Origin of the sequence: Aeromonas sp. FL131 (assembly GCF_049860615.1) — a bacterium.
Taxonomy (GTDB): Bacteria; Pseudomonadota; Gammaproteobacteria; order Enterobacterales; family Aeromonadaceae; genus Aeromonas; species Aeromonas hydrophila.
In genome coordinates this window covers 3802916-3827321 of record NZ_CP187595.1, presented here as the reverse complement: position 1 = coordinate 3827321, position 24406 = coordinate 3802916, and the positions used below count along the sequence as shown (strand labels likewise).

The window sequence follows — 24406 nt, the reverse complement described above, 5'->3', positions numbered from 1 at the left end:
TTCCCCTGTCCGTCACGGAGGATGACGGCACTATTCGATGTCGCCAGTTCCTGATCGGCGCTGGTGGCCAGAGGGCTGAAAATGGCAGCTGATCGTCGTTTTTCCCGCCCAGGCCGTCAGGGGGGCATGGCCCTGCTGGTGGTGCTGCTCATCCTGTCGGTGATGGTGATCATCGCCAGCAACATGAGCGGTCGCCTGCAGCTGGAGCTGCGTCGCACCGCCAACCTCACCGCCGGTAAGCAGGCCTGGTGGTATGCCATGTCGGCGGAGGCGCTGGTGAGCAAGGTGCTGGCCCAGGATTTCAAGGACGACCCCAACGTGGTCAGCCTGGGGCAGAACTGGGCACGCCAGGATGCGGTCTTCCCGGTGGATGACGGCAAGCTCACCGGCCGGGTGCGGGATCTGCAATCCTGCTTCAACCTCAACAGCCTGAGCGTGCCGTTGAAAGACGGGATCAGCGGCGACGATCTGGAGAAGCAGCCCTATCCGGTCAAGGTGTTCAAGGCGCTGCTCAAGCAGCTTGAGGTGGAAGATTACGAGGCGGTGCAGCTGACCGATGCCATCCGGGACTGGACCGACAAGGATACCGTGCTGGTGTCGAGCTACGGCGCCGAGGATGCCTATTACGAAGGGCTCAACCCCCCTTATCTGACCGCCAACCAGTGGATGCTCGGCACCGACGAGCTGCGGGCGGTGCGCGGGGTGAGCGCCAAACTGTACGCCCGGCTGGCGCCCTATGTGTGCGCCCTGCCCAACGACAAGCTGGTGGTGAACGTCAACACCATCCGGCCGGAGCAGTCGGCCCTGCTGGTGGCGCTCTATCTGGACAAGGTGGGGCTTGACGATGCCAAGCGGGTGCTGACCAGCCGTCCCCAGAAGGGGTGGAAGAACAAGAAGGAGATGACGGACCAGATGCCGGTACAGGTGAGCAACATCCAGGGGCTGGATGCGGCGCTGGACGTCAAGAGCAGCTATTTCGAGGCCAGGCTGATTGCCGAGGTGGGTGACACCCGCGCCCGGCTGGAGAGCGTCTTCGTGCGCGGCAAGGACAACAAGCTGGTGATGCTGCGCCGTCTGAACGGCGGCGCCGAATAACAAGGGAGGCGGGTGACGGCCGTTGGCCGGCCCGCGCCATCCCCCGATTGGACTGCAGCCCATGGCTGCGCGCCCGACCATCCCGAGGGATGCGAGCGGGCATGGCAGGAGAGACATTAGTGAGCGAGAGTCTGGTCATCCGTCTGGGGACCAATGCGCAGCAGCCGGTCGAGTGGCTGGTGTGGTCGGGCGGGGAAGAGGAGGTGATCGCCTCCGGTACCCTGGCCTCGGCCCATGCCCTTGGCGAGCTGCAGGAGCGGGCCGGTGGCCGTCCGGCGGTGGTGCTGGTGCCCGGCAGCGATCTTATCTTCCGGCGGGTGAGCCTGCCGGGCAAATACAGCCGCCAGAGTGCGGCCGCCTTGCCCTATCTGCTGGAGGAGCAAATCGCCTCCGACGTGGATGAGTTGCACCTGGTGGTGCTGGGTCATCAGGGTCACGAGGTGGACCTGATGGCGGTCGACAAGGAGAAGATGCAGACCTGGCTCGGTTGGTTGGAGCAGGCTGGTCTCAAGAGCCGGCAACTGCTGCCGGACGTGCTGGCGCTGCCGCAGGCGAGCGAGGGCTGGTCGGCGCTGCAACTGGGCAAGGAGTGGTTGCTGCGCCAGGGGCCCTGCCAGGGCATCGTCGCCGACGAGCCGCTGCTGGCCATGCTGCTGGCGGCGGAGCCGGCGCCGGTGACCATTCACTGCCATACCCCGCCGCCGGCCATTGCGGCGGCCAGCTGGCAGGCGGCCGATCCCGAGCTGCCCATGCTGCTGCTGGCCCGGGGTGCACTCGCCAGTCAGGCCAACCTGCTGCAGGGGCCCTACCGGCCGCAGACCGAATACTCCCGCTACTGGCAACAGTGGCGCAAGGTGGCGGTGGTGGCCGGGGCGCTGCTGGTGGTGGCGTTCGCCCAGCGCGGCGTGCAGCTCTATCAGCTGGCGGAGCAGGACAAGGCGCTCAAGGCGGAGATCCGGCAGGTCTACACCCGGATCTTCCCGGGGGAGAGCCGCATCGTCAACGTGCGCAGCCAGATGACCCAGCACCTCCAGCAACTGGGGCAGACGCCGCAGGACGGGGTGTTGATGGTGCTGACCGAGCTGGCGCCCACCTTCGCCGAAGTGCCCGGCCTCAAGCCCGAGGTGCTGCGTTTCGACGCGGCTCGCGGCGAGCTCAGGTTGCAGGTGACGGCCCCCGGTTTTGCCGAGATCGAGCGTTTTCGCGAGCTGGCCGGCAAGCGCTTCGACGTGCAACAGGGGGAGGTGCGCAGCACCGAAGGCAAGGTTGAAGGGGCACTGGTGCTGAAGGGTAAATCATCATGATGGACAAACTACAAGGCTGGTGGCGCGGCATCAGCGCCCGCGAGCAGCGGCTGGTGGCGGTGGGCGGCAGCGTGCTGTTGATCGGCTTCTGCTACTGGGTTATCTGGCAGCCCATCGGCAATCGCATCGACGAGCGCGAGCGGCAGGTATTGAGCCAGCAGCAGACCCTCGCCTGGCTGAAAGAGAAGGGTGAAGAGGTGCTGGCGCTGCAGGGTGGCCAGGGCCGCCAGCTCGATACCAGCGGCACCCTGGAAGGGGTGGTCAACCGCACTGCCTTCAACCAGAAGATCAAGATTGCCCGCTTGCAGCCCCAGGGTCAGGAGTTGCAGGTGTGGATCGACACGGTGGCGTTCGATGACCTGCTGATCTGGCTGGCGACCCTGGCAGATCGCCATGGCGTGCAGGTGCAGGTGATCGAGGTGGCCCGCGAGAATCTGGCGCCCGGCCTGGTCAAGGTACGCCGCTTGCAGCTGAGCCGTCCCCAATGAAACAACGCGTCCCGAGCAGGGCCATATGCCTGAGCGGGCGTTTGCAGTCGAGTCGTTTTCTATGAAGCAAAGAGTGCTGATTGCCGTGCTGTTTCTGGCGGCCTATCTGGTTTTCCTGCTGGCCAAGCTGCCGGCGTCTCTGGTGGTGCGCTACCTGCCGCTGCCGCCCCTGGTACAGCTGGAAGGGGTGAGCGGCACCCTCTGGAGCGGCCAGGTTGCCCGCCTGCAATACGCCAGCGAGTCGCTGACCCAGCTGCGCTGGGAGCTCAACGGCTGGTCGCTGCTGCGTTTTGCCCCTGAGGTGTCCCTGCGCTTTGGCGAGCGCAGCGGCCTCAACGGGCAGGGGGTGGTTGGCTGGAGCGGCGCCGCCTTTGGCCGCGACATCACCCTCAACGTGCCGGCCCCCTGGCTGCTGGCGCGGGTGCCGATGCAGTTGCCCGTGCCGGTGACGGTGGCTGGCCAGCTGCAGCTCAAGCTCGATCAGGTTGCCCAGGGCAACCCCTGGTGCGACAACCTCTACGGCAACCTCTACTGGTACGGGGCCGATGCCGATACCCCGGCCGGCAAGCTGGTGCTGGGGGATCCCGAGATCAAGCTGACCTGCATCGACTCCCGGCTGGTGGCCGAGCTCAAGCAGGGCTCGGAGGCGGTGCAGGTGCAGGGCAAGCTGGAGCTGCAGGCCAATCGCCAGTACCTGTTCCAGGGCACCCTCAAACCCGGGCCCGAGCTGCCGGAGCAGATGAAGCAGGGGCTGCCCTTCCTTGGCCAGCCCGACGGTCAGGGGCGCTTCCCGCTACGCTACCAGGGCCGCATCTGACGGCCTTGCTGTCTGATCTGGCATGCATGAACACCACCCCGCCCCGGCGGGGTGGTGTCGTTATGGGGTGGTGCCGGCCGGCGCCGTGATGAGGTGATTGAGGAAGAAGCGGAACAGCTCGGCCCGCGAGCGCAGGTGCAGCTTGGCGTAGAGGTGCTTGCGGTGATTCTTCACCGTGCCGCTGCCGATGCCGAGCGCACCGGCAATGGCCTCGGTATCCAACCCCTGCAACAGCAATCCCGCCACCTGGCGTTCACGGCGGGTGAGGCTCGCGCCCCCCACGCTGGCGATGGCCTGCTCCACCGTCGCCTTGAGATCGGTGCCACCCGGCAGTACCGGACTCTGTGCCAGCAACGCGGCTCCCTCCCGCCAGTGCTGGCGGCACAGCGAATGTACCAGCGGAAACAGTACCTCCAGCCTGGCCAGCTCGTCACGACTGAGGGTGCTGCGCTTGTCGAGCCGCCCCAGAAACAGCATCAGGGTGAGGCCGCCGCGCACCGGCAGGATCAATCCAACCTCCTCCTGCCAGCCAGTGGCCTGATAGAAGTGGTGGCGATACTCGGGATCTAGCCGCCCCCGCGACACCTGCGCCAGCGTCCAGACCCCGGCCTCCAGACCCTGTTCCAGCGCCTGCATAAAGGGATCCTGACTGAAGTGGCGGGTGAGGTAGCGATCGAACAGCAGCGCCCGCTGGTGGTGCAGGTTGTCATAGAGGTAAACGGGGCGCTGCCCCACCCCGAGCAGCAGGGCACAGTCGAACGCCACCTGCTGCTGGATAAGACGCACCAGTGCCGCCGGAAAGGCGCTGCCGTGCAGGGCATCGACCACCTCGGTCATGCTGCGGGTCCGGGCATCTGTGGCAAGAGTCTGGATCATGGGCGCTGGTTCATGGCGATGGCTTCCGGGTGGCGGGCAGGCTTCCCGCTATGGTTGTGCGATGGTCACACGATAGCCGGATGCTAGCACGAGAGTGGCAAAACTGTCCCCTGGGGGACATATTCGGCGCAGGCCGGAGCGGCGAGGATGTGGGCTTTTCCCCTTGCTATTGGAGAACCCATGATCAACCCCCACCTGCTCGATGAGCTGACCCGACGCGGCCTGGTGGCCCAGAACTCCGACCCGGCGGCGCTGGCCGACCATCTTGCGACCCCGCGCACCGTCTACTGCGGGTTCGATCCCACTGCCGGCAGCCTGCACATCGGCCATCTGGTGCCACTGCTGATGCTGCGCCGCTTCCAGCTGGCGGGTCACACTCCGGTGGCACTGGTGGGCGGTGCCACCGGACTTATCGGCGATCCCAGCTTCAAGGCGACCGAGCGTAACCTCAACAGCGCCGAGACGGTGCAGGGCTGGGTAGCAAGTCTGTCGGCCCAGATAAAAGCGCTGCTGCCAGCGAGCGAAGGGCTGGCGGCGCCGCAACTGGTCAACAACGCCGACTGGATGGGGCAGATGTCCGCCCTCGATTTTCTGCGCGACATCGGCAAGCACTTCTCGGTCAACGCCATGCTGGCCCGCGAATCGGTGCGCCAGCGGCTGGCCCGCCCGGATCAGGGCATCTCGTTCACCGAGTTCTCCTACGCCCTGCTGCAATCCCAAGACTTCGCGGTGCTCAACCAGCGCCTCGGCTGCACCCTGCAGATCGGCGGCAACGACCAGTGGGGCAACATCACCAGCGGCATGGATCTCACCCGCCGCCTCAATCAGGCCCAGGTGTATGGCATGACGCTGCCGCTCATCACCAAGGCTGACGGCACCAAGTTTGGCAAGACCGAAGGCGGCGCTATCTGGCTCGACCCGGCCCTCACCTCTCCCTACGCCTTCTACCAGTTCTGGCTCGGCACGGCGGACGAGGATGTCTACCGCTTCCTGCGCTACTACAGCTTTATGCAGCTGACCGAGCTTGAGGTGCTAGAGGCTGAGGATGCGAAGCGGCAAGGGCGCAAACTGGCCCAGCAGGTGCTGGCCGAGGAGCTGACCGAGCTGGTGCACGGCAAGGGGGCGCTGGCAGCGGCGCAGCGCATCAGCGAACTGCTGTTCAGTGGCGAGGTGGCCCGCCTTGGCGAGAGCGATCTGGCCCAGCTGGCGCAGGATGGCATGCCAAGCTGCCGAATCGAGGGGGAAACCGATCTGGTGACCCTGCTGGTGGAGAGCCGTCTGGCCAACTCGAAGCGGATCGCCCGCGAGCTGCTGGCGGCAGGCGCCATCAGCCTCAACGGCGAGATCCGCCGGGATGAGCAGCTCACCACCGACTATCGGCTGTTCGGCCGCTACCTGCTGCTGCGCCGGGGCAAGAAGCAGTACCGGCTGGTGACGTGGCTGGGGTGAGTCGCCCCTTGATGGACAAGGGCTGCCTGGGCAGCCCTTTTGTTTATCCATCAGTTCGAGAGCCTTGTAGCCCTGTTGGCTTACATGGCCAGCGGCAATAACTCGGCGCAGTCGCGGAAGGGATGGGGGAGGCGGTGTCTGGTTGCCCAGATGCTCCCCTGCATTTCGGCTTACCCGGCCAGCGGCAATAGCTCGGCGTAATCCCGGATCGCCGGGAAGGCGGTGATGTGCTGCTCGGGCTGGCAACTGTCCGGGTTCTGGATGGCGAGCTGATAGCCGATGCCGTAGTCGGCGGCGGCACGCAAGATCCGCTCGCTGTCATCCACGAACAGGGTGCGGGTCGGGTCGAACGCCAGCCGCTCGCCCAGTGCCTGCCAGCAGTGCTGGCTCTCCTTCGACCAGCCCAGCTCGTGGGTGCTCACCATCAGATCGAGGTGGCCGGCCAGCCCCAGCTGCGCATCCTTCACCGACAGGCTGGCGGGGTGGGCATTGGTGAAGAGCACCAGCTGCTTGCCCGCGGCCCGCAGCGCGGCCAGGAAGGGGATGACGTGGGGCCGCCACTGGATCTTGGCCAGGATCTCCTGCTTGAGGGCTCGGATGTCGAGCCCCAGCGTTTCGCTCCAGTAATCCACGCAGTACCAGTTGAGGGTGCCGCTGACGGCCTGGTAGTGCGCCTCGATCTGCACTCTGGCCTCGGCCAGCGGCAGGCCGAGCCGCTCGGCATAGCGCTCGGGTACCAGCTGTTGCCAGAGGTGGTTGTCAAAATGGAGATCGATCAGGGTGCCATCCATATCGAGCAGGACAGTGTCTATCTGGTGCCAGGGCAGTGGGGTCGGCATGGGGCCTCGGTGGTCGGGTCGAAATGGGCGGGCATTATAACGGATTTTTCCCGCCGCTTTCCCACCCTTGCCCCGTGGTGTTCGAGAGGGGAGTCGTTTACTCTTGAAACACGATTTTTTAACGAGCAGCCAGCCCCGATGAGTGACCTCCACCAACGCAAACCCGTCCACCTCAGCGTCGACACCATGGCGCACGACAAGAGCAAGCCGGAGATCCTCAAGGCCGAGATCGTGGCCGAGAGCCGGCTGTTCAAGGTGGAGTCGCTCCACCTCAAGTTTTCCAACGGCGAGGAGCGGGTCTACGAGCGGATGCGCGGCGGCAACCGGGGCGCCGTCATGGTGGTACCGCTGTTCGATGCCCACACCCTGCTGCTGGTGCGCGAGTACGCGGCGGGCACTCACTCCTACGAGCTGGGCTTCCCCAAGGGGCTGATCGACCCGGGCGAAGATGCCTTCGAGGCGGGCAACCGGGAGTTGATGGAGGAGGCGGGCTTCGGCGCCAACAGCCTGACCTTGCTCAAGCAGGTGTCGCTGGCGCCGGGGTACTTCTCCAGCCGGATGGACATCTTGCTGGCGCGGGATCTCTTCCCCGAGCAGCGGGTGGGCGACGAGCCCGAGCCCCTCGAGGTGATCCCCTGGCCGCTGAACCGGATCGACGAATTGCTGGCGCGACCCGACTTCACCGAGTCGCGCAGCATCAGTGCGCTGCTGCTGGCCCAACGCTGGCTGGCGGAGCAGGCAGAGTAGCCCGCAGGGGCAGTTTGAATACAGAGGATAACAAGATGCAGGAGTTGTTGGCCTGGGTGCCGGGGGTCAAGGAGATCGCGCGCGAAGCGGGCAGGATCCTTCACGAAATCTATCACGGCGGTCAGTTCGAGCGTCAGCTGAAGGAGGATGCGACCCCGGTCACCAGTGCCGATCTTGCTGCCGATGCCTACCTCAAACAGGCGCTGTCGGCGCTCACTCCCCATGTTCCCGTGCTGACCGAAGAGGCGGCCGACATCCCCTTCAGCCAGCGCGCCAACTGGCGTCAGTACTGGCTGGTGGATCCCCTCGACGGCACCGGCGAGTTTATCGCCGGCAGCGGTGACTTCGCCACTCTGATCGCCCTGGTGCAGGACAATGTGCCGGTGCTCGGCGTCATCTATGCCCCCGAGTCGAACGTGCTCTACTGGGCGGTGCGCGGTCATGGCGCCTTCAAGGAGGCGAACGGCGAGGTGCATCCCATCAGCGCCATGCACCACGAGCACGATCAACCCGATTCGCTGGTGGTGGCCATCAGCCGTCGCCAGAAGCTGGAGAACCTGACCCGCCGCCTCAACCCGGCCATCAACTACGAGCTGATCCCGCTCGGCTCCAGCTCACTCAAGTCCTGTCTGGTGGCGGAAGGGGCGGCCGACTGCTACGTGCGGCTCGGCCCCACCGGCGAGTGGGACACCGCCGCCGCCCAGTGCATCGTCGAGGCGGCCGGTGGCCGCATCCTCAGCCTGGCGCTGCAGCCGCTGCGCTACAACGAGACGGAGTCGCTGGAGAACCCGGACTTCATCGTGATGGGGGATCCGGATCTCGCCTGGGGCAGCATTCTGGCGCACTGAGCGGGTGAACAGGTCATCATTGACGACAATCAGGCGGCTCCATGGCCGCCTGATTGCATGGTGTGATCCGCTGGTTTTATCGGGGATGAACAGAAATATCCGCTGGCAAAGCGCGGGAATGACAGTGAATCATCACAAGAGAGGGCGACGGAATGGCACGATTTTTCAGGTAATTCTGCAAACGATCATTTGGCCAAAATAAAAAATTGACCAATAGTGAAAATTTGGTTTTAAATTTCGTTAATTTAACGGAATTTAGTTTTACTCATTTATGTGATCCCGATTCCATTCCCAATCTCACTGGCTGAAGCCCGTAATGGTAGTGATATGTTTCAGGGGGGACTTTTGAGAATTAAATCCCGATAAACCACAATTAACTCAGATTAAAACACTAACAAAAAGTGAATTAGTAATGAGTTTATCTGTAGACGTCACCAAGGAGCTGTCCGGTTCCTGCTCCACCACCGTCAGCGCCACCCCCTGGCGCCGCCACGACACCCACTGGGTCATCAGCCTGTTTGGTACCGCCGTCGGCGCCGGCATCCTGTTCCTGCCCATCAACCTGGGTCTGGGCGGGATCTGGCCCCTCATCATCGTCTCCGTGCTGGCCGGCCCCATGACCTTCCTGGCCCACCGTGGGCTGGCGCGCTTCGTGCTTTCCTCATCGCGCCCCCACGCCGACTTCACCGAGGTGGCCCAGGAGCACTTCGGCAAGATGGCCGGCCGCCTCATCTCGGCGCTCTACTTCCTCTCCATCTTCCCGATCCTGCTCATCTACGGGGTCGGGCTGACCAACACGGTGGAGAGCTTCATGATCAATCAGCTCGGCATGGATGCCCCGAACCGGGTGATGCTCTCCGGCCTGCTGGTGTTTGCCATGATCGCCGTGATGCTGGCCGGTGAGAAGGCGATGCTGCGCGCCTTTGCCGTCATGGTCTATCCGCTGGCGGCCATCCTGGCGGCGCTCTCCTGCTATCTGATCCCCCAGTGGCAGTGGCCGCAGCTGGGTAGCCTGGAGGGCGGCAGCTTCCTCAATACCGTCTGGCTGGCGCTGCCGGTCACCGTGTTCGCCTTCAGCCACGCCGCCGCCATCTCGGGCTTTGCCAACGTGCAGCGCCGGGAGTACGGCGAGCAGGCGGAAGCCAAGAGCAGCCTGATCCTGCGCAACACCACCGTCATGCTGGTGGGCTTCGTGCTGTTCTTCGTCTTCTCCTGCGTGCTGAGTCTCTCGCCAGCCCAGCTGGCCGAGGCCAAGGCCCAGAACGTCTCGGTGCTCTCCTATCTCGCCAACATCACCGACAACCCGGTGATCGTGACCCTGGGGCCGCTCATCGCCTTCATCGCCATCAGCTCCTCTTTCCTCGGCCACTTCCTCGGTGCCCGTGAGAGCCTGAAAAGCCTGATCGCCAAGCCCACCGGCCTGTCGCTGGCCAAGGCGGACCGGCTCGGCATCGCCCTGATGTTCTTCTCCATCTGGGGCGCCGCCATCATCAACCCTGGGATCCTGGGACTGATGGAGACCCTCTCCGGCCCGGTGATCGCCATGATCCTGTTCATCATGCCGGTGGTGGCCATCTACAAGGTGGAGGCGCTGGCCCGCTTCCGCCACCGCTGGGCCAACGGCTTCATCCTGCTGACCGGCTCATTGGCGGTGTCGGCGCTGATCTTCAGCCTGCTGAAGTAACGGCGAGCAACCCGCAGCAAAAAAGAGAGGCGACCCCAGGGTCGCCTCTCTTGTATCGGTTCGGTTGCGGCCTCAGCCCAGCTTGGCGCCGTTCTCCACCGCCTGCTCGGGGATGGCGATCACCACGGCGCCGTCCGGCCGGTAGAAACCGGTCAGCAGAAACTCCGACTGGATCGGGCCTATCTGTTTGGGGGGGAAGTTCACCACGGCGACGATCTGGCGGCCCACCAGCTCCTGCGGTTGGTAGAGGTCGGTGATCTGGGCGCTGCTCTTGCGCACCCCGAGCTCGGGGCCGAAATCCGCCCACACCTTGTAGGCCGGGCGGCGCGCCTCGGGGAAGGGCTCGACCCGCACCAGGGTGCCCACCCTGAGCTCCACCATCTCGAAATCCTGCCAGCTTATGGTCTGCATCTTGGCTCCTCGTTGCCCATACCTTGCATGAGCCTCAGCATGCCTCGAAACGACCTGCGCCGTCTTCGGCAAACGGCCGCCCGGTTACGGCAAGCGGCCGTTTTGTTGGCGCCAGAGGGAAGGGGTCAGTCCGGTTTCGGCCAGGAAGCGCTCGGCGAAGGCCCCCTGATTCTGGTAACCGCAGCGGCTGGCTATTTCGCCGACGGGCAGAGCGGTGTGGGCGAGCAGGGTACGCGCCAGCGCCATGCGTCGCGTCCGGATGTAGTGGGAGACGCTCATCCCCACCTGCTGCTGGAAGGCGTGCTTGAACTGGCTCTGGCCGAGGCAGGCGATGGCGGCCAGCTGCTCGTTGCTGAGGGGCTCGGCGAGATGTGCCTCGATATGGCGCTGCACCTTGCCGATGCGCGGGGCGAGGCGGGCACGGCCGCGCGAGCCTGCCTGCTGCGCCTCTGCCAGCAGACCCAGCCACACCTGCTCCATGCCGGCCACATGGCGCCCCTCGGCCACCATGCGGTGCAGGAAGGCGAGGTAGTGGCGCTGGGCCTGGTCCAGCTCGATGAAGGGGCGCTCGCCCAGCTCGCCGGGCAGCCAGTGACTCTCCTGCACCAGAAACGAGAGCGCCGGATCGGCGGCGTAGTCGTGCCGCTCACCGGGGGCGATGATGCAGGCAAAGCCGGGCGCGAGCCGCCGCCCCTGGCCTTGTACCTCGATCTCGATGGGACCCTCGAGGGGGATCACCAGCTGGGCATGGTCGTGGCTGTGGCTGCAGACGTCGCTCTGGTAGCGACGCAGGCTGAAAGGGGCGGATAGCGATGACGCGGCCTGGGGCCGCGTCATCGAAGGGGGTTTGCTGTTTGGCATCTGCTGCAGGATTACTCGGCGTCGAAATCTTCGATCTCTTTGCCCAGAGCTTCCATGATGGCACGCGCCTCGGCGGGGACGCTGTCCGGATGATCCTTGCGCAGATCTTCGTCGCAGGGCAGCGGCTGACCGGTGAAGGCGTGCAGGAAGGCTTCGCAGAGCAGCTCGCTGTTGGTCGCATGACGCAGGTTGTTCACCTGACGGCGGGTGCGTTCATCGGTCAACACCTTCAGCACCTTGAGCGGGATCGAGACGGTAATCTTCTTGACCTGTTCGCTCTTTTTACCGTGTTCCGCGTAGGGGCTGACGTAGTCGCCGTTCCACTCTGTACCCATGATCCACCTGTTCTCATTTAGCCGTGAGCGCGGATTTTAACCCTTAAGGAATTTAATGGCAATCCAACAGCAAAGCCATTTAGACGTCTAGAAGTGTTGACGGCCTTTTTAAGCTGGCGTAGTGTGGTTCACCATGAGCCTGCAATGGCGGGATGGCGCGTGGCAGAAACAGCATGCCAGCGTGTGAAGAGACATCAAGGAGAGTGACATGACCCACAAGGCCACCCAAGCAGTGCGCACCGGGATTGAGACTGACCAGCAACACGGTGCCGTGGTGCCGCCCATCTACCTCTCCAGTAACTACACCTTTGCCGACTTTGGCGAGCCCCGTCAATACGATTATGCCCGCTCCGGCAACCCGACCCGCACCAATCTGGCGGACGCCCTGGCGGCGCTGGAAGGGGGGGCCGGCGCCGTGGTGACCGGCACCGGCATGGGGGCCGTCCATCTGGTCACCACCGCCCTGCTCAAGGCGGGGGATCTGCTGATCGCTCCCCACGACTGCTATGGCGGCACCTGGCGCCTGTTCGAGTACCTGGCGGCCAAGGGCCACTACCGGGTGCAGTTCGTCGATCAGGGGGATGCGGCGGCACTGGCCGAAGCGCTGGCCCAGCAGCCGGCGCTGGTGTGGGTGGAGACCCCCTCCAACCCGCTGCTGCGGGTGGTGGACATTGCCGCCATCGCCGAGGCGTCCCACGCGGCGGGAGCCAAGGTGGCGGTGGACAACACCTTCCTCTCGCCGCTGCTGCAACAGCCGCTGGCGCTGGGGGCGGACCTGGTGGTGCACTCCACCACCAAGTACATCAACGGCCACTCCGATGTGGTGGGCGGGGTGGCGATCGCCAAGGAATCCGAGCTGGCCGACTCCCTGGTGTGGTGGGCCAACTGTCTGGGACTCACCTCCGGGGCGTTCGACTCCTACCTCACCCTGCGCGGCCTGCGCACCCTGGCTCCCAGATTGCGCGCCCATCAGGAGAACACCGACCGCATCCTCGCCTTCCTGCAGCAGCAACCGCTGGTCAAGCGCATCTATCACCCCAGCCTGCCGAGCCATCCGGGCCACGATATTGCGCGCCGTCAACAGTCCGGCTTCGGCGCCATGCTAAGTTTTGAGCTCGATTGCAATGAGGCGGGCATTCGCGCCTTCCTGGCGGCCCTCACCCTCTTCTCGGTGGCCGAATCCCTTGGCGGGGTGGAGAGTCTGGTGGCCCATCCGGCCAGCATGACCCACAGGGCCATGACCCCGGCCGCCCAGCAGGCGGCAGGCATCAGCAGCCAGCTGCTGCGTCTGTCGGTCGGTATCGAGCACGGTGAGGATCTGGTGGCCGATCTGGCCGCGGCGTTTGCACAGGCACAGCAGGTGGCGAAGTAATGGAACAGCAGCAACAAGGAGAGATCGCGGTGGCAACAGAAGCAGGCTTGAAGCGACGTCACGTCCACAAATTCGGTGGCAGCAGTCTGGCGGATCCGGTCTGTTATCGCCGGGTCGCCAGCATTCTCGAACAGCAAGCCGAGCAGCAGGGGGGCGGGCGAGAGCTGGTGGTGGTCTCCGCCGCCGGCAAGACCACCAACCGGCTGATCCAGCTGGTGGAGCTGGCCGAAGCAGGCGATGAAGCCGCCGGCGAGGCCATCTCGGCCCTGCAGGCCTATCAGCAGAGCCTGATCGACGGCCTGCTGGAAGGGGAGCTTCAGCTCGAGCTGAGCCAGCAGCTGGCCGACGACATGCAGCTGATCGCCAAGACCCTGGAGGGGCAGTTTGACCGCTTCGAGCGCAACGGCCTGCTCGCCTTTGGCGAGGTGTGGTCGGCGCGCCTGTTGGCGGCCTTGCTCACCAGTCGCGGCGACAAGGCCATCTGGCTCGATGCCCGCAGCTTCCTGCGCGCCGAGGATGGTGCCCTGGTCAAGGTGGATACCGCGCTGTCCAGCGAACTGCTCAAGGCGCGGCTGGCGGAACACGCCGGGCGCATCGTGGTGACCGGCTTTATCGCCGCCGACATGGAGGGACGCTCCCTGCTGCTCGGTCGCAACGGCTCCGACTACAGCGCCAGCCTGTTGGCCCTGCTGGCGGACGGCGAATCCACCACCATCTGGAGCGACGTGGCCGGGGTCTACAGCGCCGACCCGCGTCGGGTGAAGGAGGCGCGTCTGCTGGAGCGCCTGAGCCTCGCCGAAGCCAACGAGCTGGCCCGCCTCGGCTCCTCGGTATTGCACTCGCGCACCCTGCAGCCGGTGGCCGACAGCCGCCAGCGGCTCACCCTGCGCTGCAGCTACAACCCGGACGAGGGTTGCACCCACATCCTGCGCCGTGCACCCCGCTCCGGCGGCGCCCGCATCGTCTCCTCGGTGGATCAGATCGCTCTCATCGAGCTGAAGGTACTGCCGCAGACAAACTATGAGCAGACGGTGGCCACCATCGAGGCCCATCTGGCCCGCCATCGCCTCAACCCGCTTACCCTGCAGCGCCAGCCAGATCGCCGGATCCTGCGCCTCGCCTACACCCTCGAGGTGGCGCAAGGGGCGTTCGAGCTGCTGCGCGACTTCCAGCTGCAGGGCAGCTTCACCGGTCTTATCCAGCGCGAAGGCTACAGCCTGGTGGCGCTGGTGGGGGCCGGCGTCACCGACAACGCCGAGCAGTGTCACCGTTTCTACCAGCTGCTGGCGGATCAGCCGCTGGAGTTCGTGCAGGTGGCCAAAGATGGCCTGAGCCTGGTGGCCGTGCTGCGCCAGGTGGTGCTGGAGCCGCTGCTGATCGCCCTGCACAGCGCCCTGTTCAGCCGCCCGAACCGGGTCGGGCTGGTGGTGTTCGGCAAGGGCAATATCGGCGGCCACTGGCTGAATCTCTATGCCCGCGAAAAGGCGCGGCTCGAGCATGAACTGAACCTGGCGCTCACCCTCTACGGGGTGTTCAGCTCGGAAGGGGGCCTGCTCGATGAAGAGGGGCTGGATCCGCTCAAGGTGCAGGACAACTTCAATCCCAAGCCGCTGATCTGGCCCGAGCTGCTGGCCCAGCTGGAGCAGCACGGATTCGATACCCTGATTGCGCTGGACATGACCGCCAGCGAGACGGTGAGCCGCTACTACCCGGACTTTGCCCAGCTCGGCATTCACATCATCGCCGCCAACAAATTTGCCGGCGCCGCCGACAGCGAGTTCTACCAGCGCATCAAGCAGACCTGCCGCGACCATCAGGTGCAGTGGCGCTACAACGCCACTGTCGGTGCCGGGCTGCCTATCCAGTCCAGCATCCAGATGCTGCGCCAGAGCGGCGATCGCATTCAGGGGGTTTCCGGCATCTTCTCCGGCACCCTCTCCTGGCTGTTCCAGCAGTATGACGGCAGCCGCCCCTTCTCCGAGCTGGTGGACGAGGCGTGGCAGCACGGCCTGACCGAGCCGGATCCCCGCGAGGATCTCTCCGGCCAGGATGTGCGCCGCAAGCTGCTCATTCTGGCGCGGGAGGCGGGCTTCGAGCTCGACTCCGCCGATATCGAGCTGGAGAACCTGGTGCCTGTCTCCCTGCGCAAGGTGAGCACGGATCAGTTCATGGACAGGCTGAAAGAGCTGGATGACCCGATCCAGACCGCTTTCGAGGGGGCGCGCCGGGTCGGCAAGGTGCTGCGCTACGTCGCTCGCTTCGAGCACGACGGCAAGGCGCGAGTGGGGCTGGAGGCGCTGGAGCCCCACCACCCGTTTGCCAACCTGCTGCCGTGCGACAATATCTTCGCCATCGAGAGCGACAGCTATCGCACCAACCCGCTGGTGATTCAGGGGCCGGGCGCCGGCCGGGAAGTGACGGCCGCCGCCATCCAGTACGACCTCTGGCAGATCTGTGCCAGCCTGTAACAGCAAACAAACCATTCAGTCAAAGAGGCGCCAGTGGCGCCTCTTTTTATTGTTTAGCGGCAGGTTTTTAGGTCTGCCGGCTGATTTCCCTATCCCGTAAGCGGCCCGTTTTTTAGCTTCTTCAACAGGTTGCAGGCAAGAGTCAGGTAATAACCGGACTTGCACAGGTAGCATGAACGAGCACGGTATTGGTTCCCCCTCTTATTCGCTGAGGCGAGCCCGCTTGTCCAGGCGGTGGCTTCGCGCCCAGCACGGCGACACCGTGTCATCCCCCTTCCTCTCAAGCGGGCAATTGCCCTGACGGCCAATCGCCCCTGCGAATTCGAGGCAACACCTGACGATCAAGGTTCCTGCGGGTCCTGTAGATATGACAAAGGGCGCCGAGGCGCCCTTTGTCATTGAGAGGAGCTTGATAGCCCCGACTATCAACCCGTGTTACGCATACCGGCTGCGATGCCGGCGATGGTGACCATCAGCGCCTGATCCAGCTCGGGATGCAGGGTCTCCGGGTGGTTGCGCGAGCGGCCCAGCAGTTCGACCTGCAGTACGTTGAGCGGGTCTGTGTAGGGGTTGCGCAGCTTGATGGACTCCTTGATCCAGGGCTGGTCGTCGAGCAAGTCGCCCTGCGGGCGCAGCTCCAGCACCACCTGGATGGAGTCGGCAAGCTCCTGACGCAGCTGTTTGCCCAGGCCCCACAGCTCCTTGGGCACCAGCCGGGTGTCGTAGTATTCAGCCAGCCAGACGTCCGCCTTGAGGAACACCATCTCCAGCATCTCGAGGCGGGTGCGGAAGAAGGGCCACTGACGGCTCATCTCTTCCAGCACGCCTTTCTGACCGTCGGCGATGGCTTGCTGCAGCCCCTTGTGGGCACCGAGCCAGGCCGGCAGCATCAGCCGGTTCTGGGTCCAGGCGAAGATCCAGGGGATGGCGCGCAGGCTCTCGACCCCGCCGTTGGGCTTGCGCTTGGAGGGGCGCGAGCCGAGCGGCAGCTTGCCGAGCTCCATCTCGGGGGTGGCGGCGCGGAAGTAGGGCACGAAGTCCGGATGACCGCGCACGATACTGCGGTAGTGATCGCAGGAGACAGACGCCAGCTGCTCCATCACGGCGCGCCAGCACTCCTTGGGCTTGGGCGGTGGCAGCAGGTTCCCCTCCAGCACGGCGCTGGTGTAGAGGTTGAGGCTCTGGATGGCCACCTTCGGCAGGCCGAACTTGAAGCGGATCATCTCGCCCTGTTCGGTCACCCGCAGGCCACCGCGCAGGGATCCTGGCGGTTGCGACAGGATCGCCTGATGGGCAGGGGCGCCACCGCGGCCGACGGTACCGCCACGGCCATGGAACAGGGTGAGGCGCAGGTTGTTGGCCTCGGCCAGCGCCACCAGGGATTCCATGGCGGCGTACTGGGCCCAGCCGGCGGCCATCATGCCCGCGTCCTTGGCGGAGTCAGAGTAGCCGATCATCACGTACTGACGGCCCTGGATGTAGCCGCGATACCAGTCCACCGACAGCAGGCGCTCCATCACGGCGGTACCCGCCATCAGGTCTTCCTGGGTCTCGAACAGCGGGGCGACCGGCATGCGGAACTTGCAGCCGGCCTCTTTGAGCAACAGCTGCACCGCCAGCACGTCGGACGGTGCGCCGGCCATGGAGATGATGTAGATGCCGAACGCATCGGGATCGTGCTGGGCGATGACCTTGCAGGTGTCCAGGGTCTCGCGGGTCTCGTCGCTCGGCTCCCAGTCGGTCGGGATGAGCGGGCGGCGGGAGTTGAGTTCGTTGAGCAGGAAGGCTTGCTTGTCGTCCTCGCTCCATTCGGCGTAGTCACCCATGCCGAGGTAGCGGGTCAGCTCGGAGAAGACCTGGCCGTGGCGCTCGCCATCCTGACGGATGTCCAGCTTGACCAGGTGGATACCGAAGCAGGCCAGCTTGCGCAGCACGTCCAGCAGCATGCCATCGGCGATGTTGCCCATGCCGCAGGCGTGCAGGGAGTGGTAGCAGAGCTCCAGCGGCTCGCGCAGCTGGGCGGTGGTCTTGACCAGATCCCGGCTCTCGCTCGCCTGGCCCTGCACCTTGGCGGTGAGGAACTCCTGGGTTTCGCGCAGCTGTTCGCGCAGCTCGCGTACCAGGGCGCGGTAAGGCTCGGGGTGATCGCCGACCCGCTCGCGCACGGCGTCGGTGCAGTCGGACATGGAGAGCTCGGAGGTGAGCTCCTTGATGTCCTTGTAGAACAGGCTCACCGCCATCCAGCGGCCCAGCTCCAGCACTTCGGCGGTCACCTTGGCGGTGACGAAGGGATTGCCGTCGCGGTCACCGCCCATCCAGGAGGTGAACTTGACCGGCGCGGCATCCAGCGGCAGCCGCACACCCAGGTGGTGTTGCAGCCGCTCGTCCAGATTGCGCATGAATTCGGGGATGGCCGGCCACAGGCTGTTTTCCACCACGGCGAAGCCCCACTTGGCCTCGTCCACCGGGGTCGGGCGCTGTTCGCGGATCTCGTTGGTGTGCCAGGCCTGGTTGACCAGCTGTTCGATGCGATTGAGGATCTTGTCCCGCTCGCGGGGCAGCAGATCGGACAGCTCCAGCGCCTCGAGGCAGTCGTTGAGCTGTACGTGCTTGTGGATCAGGGTGCGACGGGTCACCTCGGTGGGGTGAGCGGTCAGCACCAGATCGATGTCCAGCTCGCGCACGGCCTGGATGATGGCCTCCTGCGACAGGTTGGAGGCTTTCAGCTTGTCGAACATCTGCTCGAGCGGATCCGGGGTGCAGACCTGCTCTTCGCAGCGACGGGAGATGGTGTGGAACTGTTCGGCCACGTTGGCCAGGTTGAGAAACTGGCTGAAGGCGCGGGCCACCGGCAGCAGCTCGTCATCGCTCAGGTTGCGCAGGGTATCGAGCAGACGTTCCCGGTCTGTCTCATTGCCTTTGCGGGAGGATTTGGCCAGCTGGCGAATGGTTTCGATCTTGTCGAGGAAGGCCTGTCCCTGATGATCCTTGATGGACTTGCCCAGCAGTTGACCCAGCATGCCTACGTTGGCGCGTAGTGCGGCGTACTTTTCGTTCATTCCACATCCTTATCTTGTTGGTGCCTGACACCCATCCGGGGTGAGAGACGACCTCACTTATTGTTGTGCGATTACAACATATGCTCCGTCATCTTAGGGTGACAATCTACCCAGATTGTCTGCGCAAGGTCAAATAACAGGCCGATTCAGAACATGTATTTCCATCACCAGTCCCGAGGTGCGATGTCATGTAACTTACTTACATTCCCGTCAATTCAGAGACAGAAACGGCGGATCAGGTGCTGCAATACGCGGGTGGTCGGTTTGACGAACGACAGATCCAGATATTCGTCCGGCTGGTGGGCCTGGGCGATGTGGCCGGGGCCCAGCACTATGGTTTCACAACCGAGCTGCTGGATGAAGGGGGCCTCGGTGCAATAGTTCACGGATTCGGCGGCCCGGCCGCTTGCCCGCTCGGCCTCGCGCACCAGCTCGGAGTCATCGGCGCAGGCGTAGGCGGGGATCGGCTCGTGCAGGTGCTGCAGGTGCAGGCAGCCTGGCTGGTGGATCTCGATGGGGGAGAGCGCCTCTTTGAGCATGCCCATCAGCTCGTCGGGGCCCACCTGCGGGGTGGGGCGCATGTCGATGTGCAGTTCGCAGCAACCGCAGATGCGGTTCGGGCTGTCACCCCCCTGGATGTAGCCGAGGTTCAGGGTCGGCTGCGGCACGGCGAATCTGTGGTCGGCGTACTTCTCCTTCAGGCTGTGCTGCAGCTTGAGCACCTGGCCCATGGCCTGGTGCATGATCTCCAGCGCGTTGACGCCGTTGGCGGGATCCGAGCTGTGACCGCTCTTGCCGGTAATGCGGATGGCTTCCGACATGTGCCCCTTGTGGGCCACCACCGGTACCAGCCCGGTCGGCTCGCCGATCACCGCGTAGTCGGGTTTTAGTTCGGCTGCGGCAGCGATGGCGCGGGCCCCCGCCATGGTGGTCTCTTCATCGGCGGTAGCCAGAATGCGCAGCGGCTTGTTGAGCGTCTTGAGATCGATCTCCTTGAGCGCCTCGACGATAAAGGCGAAGAAGCCCTTCATATCGATGGTACCGAGGCCATAGAGGCGGTTGCCCTCTTCGGTCACCTTGAAGGGATCCTTGCGCCAGGCGCCCTCGTCGAACGGCACCGTATCGGTGTGGCCCGCCAGCAGCAGCCCCCCTTCGCCGTGACCTATCGTCGCCACCAGATTGAACTTGCCCGGCAGATCGGGCAGGGCGGTCACCTCGCACTGAAAACCGAGCTGACCGAACCAGTCGGCCAGCAGCCGGATCACCGCCTCATTGCTCTGATCCCAGCGGGGATCCGTGCTGCTGATGGACGGAATCGCAATAATATTCTTGTAGAGTGAAAAAAAATCCAGATTGGCCACCTGCTCCTCCTTGCTTCCCCGGAATGTTTCTGTTAGAAAATACAAATGCAAAGTGAGTGCATGAATATTCTGTAAGTTTGCCTGAATACGTGGCTCATCGACAAGGCTTCTAGTTGTAAGGGAAAGTTAATGTTCTGTCACCTGATCTATAACCGACGACACACACCCGCCTGAATTGCCCCTCCGCACTTGTGCATGGGGCATCGAACCCCCTTGTGCACCGCAGCACCATGCTGTGAATCTCGAACTCTGACTTGGAATACTCAACATGCTTAACACCGTTATCGTCGGTGCCAGTGGCTACGCGGGAGCCGAGCTGGCCGCCCTGGTCCAGAACCATCCACAACTCAAGTTGTTCGGCCTCTATGTTTCCGCCGGCAGCCAAGACGCCCACAAGCGTTTCTCTTCTCTGCATCCCCAGTGGGTCGGCGCGCTGGATCAGCCGCTGCTGCCGCTGGACGAAGATGGCATGACCCGGATCCTGACCCAGGCCGATCTGGTGCTGCTGGCCACCGCCCACGAGGTGAGCGCCGAGCTTGCACCCAAGTTCCTGGCCAAGGGGCTGCCGGTGTTCGATCTCTCCGGCGCCTTCCGGGTCAAGGATCAGAACTTTTACGACAGCTTCTACGGCTTTACCCACGAGAGCGAACAGTGGCTGGATCAGGCCGCCTACGGCCTGGCGGAGTGGAATGCCGAAGCGGTCAAGGCGGCCCAGCTGATTGCCGTGCCTGGTTGCTACCCGACCGCCTCCCTTTGCGCCCTCAAGCCGTTGCAGCAAGCCGGACTGATTGCCAAGGGGTGGCAGCCCATCATCAACGCCGTCTCCGGGGTCTCCGGGGCAGGTCGCAAAGCGGCCATCAACACCAGCTTCTGCGAGGTGAGCCTCAACCCCTACGGCACCTTCAATCACAGACATCAGCCGGAGATCAGCCACCACCTCGGCAAGGAGGTGCTGTTCCAGCCTCACCTTGGCAACTATGTGCGCGGCATTCTGGCCACCATCTATGTGCAACTGGCGGACGGCGTGACACAGACCCAGGTGGATCAGGCCTACCTCAAGGCCTACGAGGGCAAGCCGCTGGTGCGCCTCACCGGCCAGATGCCCTCCATCCGTGGTGTTGCGGGCACCCCGTACTGCGACCTCGCCTGGCAACAGCAGGGCAACATGCTGGTGGTGGTCTCCGCCATCGACAACCTGCTCAAGGGCGCCGCCTCCCAGGCCATGCAGTGCATAAATATCAAATTTGGATTTGAACCGGCCACCGGCCTGATTTAAGGACTCAAGGAAGGATCGCAACGATGGACAAGCAGACTCTGGTAATCAAGTTGGGTGGCGCACTGATCGAAAACGACGAGGCGCTGACCGCCCTGTTCGCCACCCTCAAGACCTTTCTGGACGAGCAGCACAGACCCCTGGTGCTGGTGCACGGCGGCGGCTGCCTGGTGGATGACCTGCTCAAGGGGCTGGGTCTCACCTCCACCAAGAAGAACGGTCTGCGGGTGACCCCGTTCGAGCAGATCCCCTTCATCGCCGGCGCGCTGGCCGGTACCGCCAACAAGATGATGATGGCCAAGGCCATCGCCACCGACATCCCGGCGGTGGGGCTCTGCCTGGCGGACGGCGGTCTGTGCCAGGTGACCCAGCTCGACCCGGCGCTCGGCGCCGTGGGTGACTGCCAGCCGGGCAACCCGGCGCTGGTGGCGGGGATCCTCGCTCAGGGCTTCCTGCCGGTGGTGAGCTCCATCGGCATCACGGCCCAGGGGCAGCTGATGAACGTCAACGCGGATCAGGCGGCCACCGCCATTGCCGAGGCGCTGGGCGCCGATTTGGTGATGCTCTCCGACGTGAGCGGCATCCTGGATGGCAAGGGCAAGCTGGTGCCCCAGCTCGACAAGGTGACCGCGCTGGATCTGATGGAGAAGGGGGTGATCAGCGACGGCATGGCGGTCAAGGTGAAAGCCGCCCTGCATGCCGCCGAGACCCTGGGCAAACCGGTCTGTGTCGCCAGCTGGCGCTACCCGGATCAGCTGCTCAAGCTGCTGGCTGGCGGCGCCGTCGGTACTATCGTCACGAGTGCCGTCGGCACTGGGGTCCCCCTCTGATCTCCACCGGAACAAGGAACATCCGATGCAACATCTTCTGAAAGACAGTGATCTGAACAAAGCCCAGATTGAAGCGCTGATCGCCCTGGGCAAAGCGGTCAAGGCCGACCCAAAGAAGTACGGCCAGGCGCTGGCCGGCAAGAGCGTGGTGACTCTGTTCGAGAAGCCCTCCCTGCGCACCCGGGTCACCTTCGACATTGGCATCGCCAAACTGGGCGGCCACAGCGTCTATCTGGATCAGCAGAACGGCGCGCTGGGCAAGCGGGAATCGGTGAAGGATTTCGCCGCCAACCTGTCGCGCTGGTGTGATGCCATCGTCGCCCGGGTGTTCGATCACCAGACCCTGGTCGAGCTGGCGGAGCACGGCACAGTGCCGGTGGTGAACAGCCTGTGCAACCTCTACCACCCCTGTCAGGGGCTGGCGGACTTTATGACCATTGCCGAGCACTATGACGACCTGTCGAAGGTGAAGCTGGCCTACCTCGGTGATGGCAACAACGTCAGCCACTCTCTGCTGCTGCTGGGAGCGACCCTGGGTACCGACGTGACCCTGGTCTGCCCGAAAGGCCACGGCCCGGATACCCAGATCTTCCTGCAGGCCCAGGCGCTGGCAGCCCAGTCCGGTGCGACCATCCACATCAGCGACGACGTGGCGGCCATCGAAGGGTTTGACGTGGCCTACACGGATACCTGGGTCTCCATGGGTGACAACACGCCAATGGAGCAGGTAAAAGATATCTTTATGCCTTATCAGATCAACCAGGCCCTGCTCGACCGTACCGGAATCCAGCATGTGCTGCACTGCCAGCCGGCGCACCGGGAGCTGGAGATCACCTCTCAGGTCATGGACGGGCCTGGCTCCCTCATCATGGACGAGGCAGAAAACCGGATGCATATCCAGAACGCCGTACTGCTGACCCTGCTTGGGCACAAATAACGGCAACCGACCCCAAATAACACCCTTTTATCGAATCATCATGGAGAGAAGTAAATGAGCGGAATCAACAAGATCGTACTGGCTTACTCGGGCGGACTGGATACCTCGGCCATCATTCCCTGGCTGAAGGAAAACTATGATGCGGAGATCATCGCCTTCGTCGCCGACGTCGGTCAGGAGCGTGACGATCTGGAAGGGATCGAGCAAAAAGCCATCGCCTCCGGTGCCACCAAGTGCATCGTCAAGGATCTGCGGGAAGAGTTCGTCAAAGAGTACGTCTACCCGACCCTGAAGACCGGCGCCGTCTATGAGGGCACCTATCTGCTGGGGACCTCCATGGCCCGTCCGGTGATCGCCAAGGCCATGGTCGAGGCCGCGCTGGCGGAAGGGGCCGATGCCATCTCCCACGGTTGCACCGGCAAGGGCAACGATCAGGTGCGTTTCGAAGGTGCGGTCGCCGCGCTGGCGCCCCAGCTGAAAGTGATCGCCCCCTGGCGTCTGTGGGACATGCGCTCCCGGGAGGATCTGCTGGCCTACCTGGAGACCCGCAACATCCCCTGCAAGGCGACCCTGAAGAAGATCTACAGCCGCGATGCCAACGCCTGGCACATCTCCACCGAGGGTGGCGAGCTGGAGAGCACCTGGAACGAGCCGTCCGAAGCGGTCTGGCAGTGGACCGTGCCCGCCGAGCAGGCACCGGATCAGCCGGAGTACGTCAAGCTGACCGTGGCCCAGGGTGAAGTGGTGGCCGTTGACGACCAGCCGCTCAGCCCGCACCAGATCCTGATGACCCTGAACGAGCGTGCCGGCAAGCACGGCGTAGGCCGCATCGACATCACCGAAAACCGGATGGTGGGCATGAAGTCCCGCGGCTGCTACGAGACCCCGGGTGGTACCGTGATGGTCGCCGCGCTGCGCGCAGTGGAAGAGCTGGTACTGGATCGCCCGACCCGCGCCTGGCGGGAAAAGCTGGGGGCCGAGTTCTCCCACCTGGTCTATGACGGTCGCTGGTTCACCCCGCTGTGCAAGGCCATCGTCGCCTCCGCCAATGCCATTGCCGAAGATCTCGACGGTGAAGTGGTGCTGAAGATGTACAAGGGTCAGGTCACCGCGGTGCAGAAGAAGTCGCCGAACAGCCTCTACTCCGAAGACTTCGCCACTTTCGGCGCCGACGAAGTGTACGACCAGAGCCATGCCGAAGGCTTCATCCGTCTCTACACCCTGGCCAGCCGGATCCGCGCCATGAAGGAGCAGCACCAGGCCATCGGTGGCGATCACACCCACGGCTAAGCAAGCGCGATAACCCGTTGATTCCGTTGAGGGGGCATGGCCCCCTCTTCTGTAGGTTGAGG

21 protein-coding genes are annotated in these 24406 nt (G+C 64.2%); 14 read left to right on the top strand and 7 right to left on the bottom strand.

What is annotated here, in order from left to right; genetic code table 11:
* The first annotated feature begins 81 nt into the window (after positions 1 to 81).
* The 4 genes from exeK (at position 82) to exeN (ending at position 3704) form a co-directional block, all read left to right on the top strand.
* Entirely contained in the window at positions 82 to 1095 is a 1014-nt protein-coding gene (gene exeK / locus ACPW75_RS17690) for a GspK family T2SS minor pseudopilin variant ExeK (RefSeq protein ID WP_077096413.1), read from the top strand.
* Between the two features lie 119 nt (positions 1096 to 1214).
* Positions 1215 to 2399 carry a GspL family type II secretion system protein ExeL gene (gene exeL / locus ACPW75_RS17685; protein ID WP_029304526.1) on the top strand — a complete coding sequence of 395 codons (1185 nt, stop codon included), beginning with the start codon at positions 1215 to 1217 and terminating at the stop codon, positions 2397 to 2399.
* Positions 2396 to 2887, top strand: coding sequence for a GspM family type II secretion system protein ExeM (gene exeM, locus ACPW75_RS17680; RefSeq protein WP_016349344.1), 492 nt, complete (start codon positions 2396 to 2398; stop codon positions 2885 to 2887). The genes exeL and exeM overlap by 4 nt, the downstream gene beginning before the upstream one ends.
* A gap of 61 nt (positions 2888 to 2948) precedes the next feature.
* Positions 2949 to 3704: a GspN family type II secretion system protein ExeN gene (exeN, locus tag ACPW75_RS17675; RefSeq protein WP_017408951.1), complete on the top strand. Its 756-nt coding sequence runs from the start codon at positions 2949 to 2951 to the stop codon at positions 3702 to 3704.
* Positions 3705 to 3764: 60 nt separating this feature from the next.
* Here the strand turns inward: exeN and ACPW75_RS17670 are convergent, their stop codons facing one another.
* A complete protein-coding gene (locus tag ACPW75_RS17670; RefSeq protein WP_143238992.1) occupies positions 3765 to 4580 on the bottom strand; it encodes a helix-turn-helix transcriptional regulator in 816 nt (271 codons plus the stop codon).
* Positions 4581 to 4760: 180 nt separating this feature from the next.
* Here ACPW75_RS17670 and tyrS point away from each other — a divergent pair, with 180 nt between their 5' ends.
* Positions 4761 to 6029, top strand: coding sequence for a tyrosine--tRNA ligase (gene tyrS / locus ACPW75_RS17665; protein ID WP_077096412.1), 1269 nt, complete (start codon positions 4761 to 4763; stop codon positions 6027 to 6029).
* A 170-nt stretch (positions 6030 to 6199) separates the two neighbouring features.
* On the opposite strand, the gene yrfG is transcribed toward tyrS, so the two are convergent.
* Positions 6200 to 6868, bottom strand: a complete 669-nt coding sequence (gene yrfG / locus ACPW75_RS17660) for a GMP/IMP nucleotidase (RefSeq protein ID WP_077096411.1) — start codon at positions 6866 to 6868, stop codon at positions 6200 to 6202.
* A 138-nt stretch (positions 6869 to 7006) separates the two neighbouring features.
* Here yrfG and nudE point away from each other — a divergent pair, with 138 nt between their 5' ends.
* The 3 genes from nudE (at position 7007) to ACPW75_RS17645 (ending at position 10147) form a co-directional block, all read left to right on the top strand.
* Complete coding sequence (nudE, locus tag ACPW75_RS17655; protein WP_016349349.1) at positions 7007 to 7615, top strand: ADP compounds hydrolase NudE; 609 nt, start codon at positions 7007 to 7009, stop codon at positions 7613 to 7615.
* A 35-nt stretch (positions 7616 to 7650) separates the two neighbouring features.
* Entirely contained in the window at positions 7651 to 8463 is an 813-nt protein-coding gene (gene cysQ / locus ACPW75_RS17650; RefSeq protein WP_011704554.1) for a 3'(2'),5'-bisphosphate nucleotidase CysQ, read from the top strand.
* 412 nt (positions 8464 to 8875) lie between these two features.
* Positions 8876 to 10147, top strand: a complete 1272-nt coding sequence (locus ACPW75_RS17645) for an aromatic amino acid transport family protein (RefSeq protein WP_044799096.1) — start codon at positions 8876 to 8878, stop codon at positions 10145 to 10147.
* A 72-nt stretch (positions 10148 to 10219) separates the two neighbouring features.
* Here the strand turns inward: ACPW75_RS17645 and ACPW75_RS17640 are convergent, their stop codons facing one another.
* The 3 genes from ACPW75_RS17640 to metJ form a co-directional block, all read right to left on the bottom strand.
* Positions 10220 to 10558: a tRNA-binding protein gene (locus tag ACPW75_RS17640; protein WP_029301901.1), complete on the bottom strand. Its 339-nt coding sequence runs from the start codon at positions 10556 to 10558 to the stop codon at positions 10220 to 10222.
* An 84-nt stretch (positions 10559 to 10642) separates the two neighbouring features.
* Complete coding sequence (locus ACPW75_RS17635) at positions 10643 to 11395, bottom strand: AraC family transcriptional regulator (protein ID WP_077096410.1); 753 nt, start codon at positions 11393 to 11395, stop codon at positions 10643 to 10645.
* Positions 11396 to 11430: 35 nt separating this feature from the next.
* Positions 11431 to 11754: a met regulon transcriptional regulator MetJ gene (gene metJ / locus ACPW75_RS17630; protein ID WP_005308521.1), complete on the bottom strand. Its 324-nt coding sequence runs from the start codon at positions 11752 to 11754 to the stop codon at positions 11431 to 11433.
* Positions 11755 to 11962: 208 nt separating this feature from the next.
* Here metJ and metB point away from each other — a divergent pair, with 208 nt between their 5' ends.
* Both metB and ACPW75_RS17620 read left to right on the top strand, forming a co-directional pair.
* Positions 11963 to 13126 carry a cystathionine gamma-synthase gene (gene metB / locus ACPW75_RS17625; RefSeq protein WP_077096409.1) on the top strand — a complete coding sequence of 388 codons (1164 nt, stop codon included), beginning with the start codon at positions 11963 to 11965 and terminating at the stop codon, positions 13124 to 13126.
* Positions 13126 to 15594, top strand: coding sequence for a bifunctional aspartate kinase/homoserine dehydrogenase II (locus ACPW75_RS17620; RefSeq protein WP_077096408.1), 2469 nt, complete (start codon positions 13126 to 13128; stop codon positions 15592 to 15594). Before metB ends, ACPW75_RS17620 begins: the two co-directional genes overlap by 1 nt.
* Before the next feature lie 425 nt (positions 15595 to 16019).
* On the opposite strand, the gene ppc is transcribed toward ACPW75_RS17620, so the two are convergent.
* Together ppc and argE are read right to left on the bottom strand one after the other, a co-directional pair.
* The gene (gene ppc / locus ACPW75_RS17615) at positions 16020 to 18653 is read right to left on the bottom strand and encodes a phosphoenolpyruvate carboxylase (RefSeq protein ID WP_077096407.1); all 2634 of its coding nucleotides are present in this window, start codon (positions 18651 to 18653) and stop codon (positions 16020 to 16022) included.
* A 215-nt stretch (positions 18654 to 18868) separates the two neighbouring features.
* Positions 18869 to 20014: an acetylornithine deacetylase gene (gene argE / locus ACPW75_RS17610; protein WP_045529046.1), complete on the bottom strand. Its 1146-nt coding sequence runs from the start codon at positions 20012 to 20014 to the stop codon at positions 18869 to 18871.
* Positions 20015 to 20282: 268 nt separating this feature from the next.
* On the opposite strand from argE, the gene argC reads away from it, so the two are divergent.
* Genes argC through ACPW75_RS17590 form a run of 4 tightly spaced genes read left to right on the top strand, consistent with a single transcriptional unit; the run spans position 20283 to position 24344 of the window.
* Positions 20283 to 21290 (top strand): N-acetyl-gamma-glutamyl-phosphate reductase, encoded by a 1008-nt coding sequence (gene argC / locus ACPW75_RS17605; RefSeq protein WP_077096406.1) that lies wholly within the window; start codon positions 20283 to 20285, stop codon positions 21288 to 21290.
* Positions 21291 to 21313: 23 nt separating this feature from the next.
* Positions 21314 to 22117, top strand: coding sequence for an acetylglutamate kinase (gene argB, locus ACPW75_RS17600; RefSeq protein WP_077096405.1), 804 nt, complete (start codon positions 21314 to 21316; stop codon positions 22115 to 22117).
* Positions 22118 to 22142: 25 nt separating this feature from the next.
* On the top strand, positions 22143 to 23054 hold the full coding sequence (locus ACPW75_RS17595) for an ornithine carbamoyltransferase (RefSeq protein ID WP_179101431.1): 912 nt from the start codon (positions 22143 to 22145) through the stop codon (positions 23052 to 23054).
* A 54-nt stretch (positions 23055 to 23108) separates the two neighbouring features.
* Complete coding sequence (locus ACPW75_RS17590; RefSeq protein WP_016349361.1) at positions 23109 to 24344, top strand: argininosuccinate synthase; 1236 nt, start codon at positions 23109 to 23111, stop codon at positions 24342 to 24344.
* Positions 24345 to 24406: the final 62 nt, after the last annotated feature.

Bases quoted from the DNA above. Each gene is read 5' to 3' on its own strand.
- metJ (WP_005308521.1), bottom strand. From the start codon at position 11,754: ATGGGTACAGAGTGGAACGGCGACTACGTCAGCCCCTACGCGGAACAC.
- argC (WP_077096406.1), top strand. From the start codon at position 20,283: ATGCTTAACACCGTTATCGTCGGTGCCAGTGGCTACGCGGGAGCCGAG.
- tyrS (WP_077096412.1), top strand. From the start codon at position 4,761: ATGATCAACCCCCACCTGCTCGATGAGCTGACCCGACGCGGCCTGGTG.
- nudE (WP_016349349.1), top strand. From the start codon at position 7,007: ATGAGTGACCTCCACCAACGCAAACCCGTCCACCTCAGCGTCGACACC.
- ACPW75_RS17620 (WP_077096408.1), top strand. From the start codon at position 13,126: ATGGAACAGCAGCAACAAGGAGAGATCGCGGTGGCAACAGAAGCAGGC.
- ACPW75_RS17645 (WP_044799096.1), top strand. From the start codon at position 8,876: ATGAGTTTATCTGTAGACGTCACCAAGGAGCTGTCCGGTTCCTGCTCC.
- cysQ (WP_011704554.1), top strand. From the start codon at position 7,651: ATGCAGGAGTTGTTGGCCTGGGTGCCGGGGGTCAAGGAGATCGCGCGC.
- yrfG (WP_077096411.1), bottom strand. From the start codon at position 6,868: ATGCCGACCCCACTGCCCTGGCACCAGATAGACACTGTCCTGCTCGAT.
- exeN (WP_017408951.1), top strand. From the start codon at position 2,949: ATGAAGCAAAGAGTGCTGATTGCCGTGCTGTTTCTGGCGGCCTATCTG.
- exeK (WP_077096413.1), top strand. From the start codon at position 82: ATGGCAGCTGATCGTCGTTTTTCCCGCCCAGGCCGTCAGGGGGGCATG.
- ppc (WP_077096407.1), bottom strand. From the start codon at position 18,653: ATGAACGAAAAGTACGCCGCACTACGCGCCAACGTAGGCATGCTGGGT.
- argB (WP_077096405.1), top strand. From the start codon at position 21,314: ATGGACAAGCAGACTCTGGTAATCAAGTTGGGTGGCGCACTGATCGAA.
- ACPW75_RS17635 (WP_077096410.1), bottom strand. From the start codon at position 11,395: ATGACGCGGCCCCAGGCCGCGTCATCGCTATCCGCCCCTTTCAGCCTG.
- ACPW75_RS17595 (WP_179101431.1), top strand. From the start codon at position 22,143: ATGCAACATCTTCTGAAAGACAGTGATCTGAACAAAGCCCAGATTGAA.
- metB (WP_077096409.1), top strand. From the start codon at position 11,963: ATGACCCACAAGGCCACCCAAGCAGTGCGCACCGGGATTGAGACTGAC.
- ACPW75_RS17670 (WP_143238992.1), bottom strand. From the start codon at position 4,580: ATGATCCAGACTCTTGCCACAGATGCCCGGACCCGCAGCATGACCGAG.
- exeM (WP_016349344.1), top strand. From the start codon at position 2,396: ATGATGGACAAACTACAAGGCTGGTGGCGCGGCATCAGCGCCCGCGAG.
- ACPW75_RS17590 (WP_016349361.1), top strand. From the start codon at position 23,109: ATGAGCGGAATCAACAAGATCGTACTGGCTTACTCGGGCGGACTGGAT.
- ACPW75_RS17640 (WP_029301901.1), bottom strand. From the start codon at position 10,558: ATGCAGACCATAAGCTGGCAGGATTTCGAGATGGTGGAGCTCAGGGTG.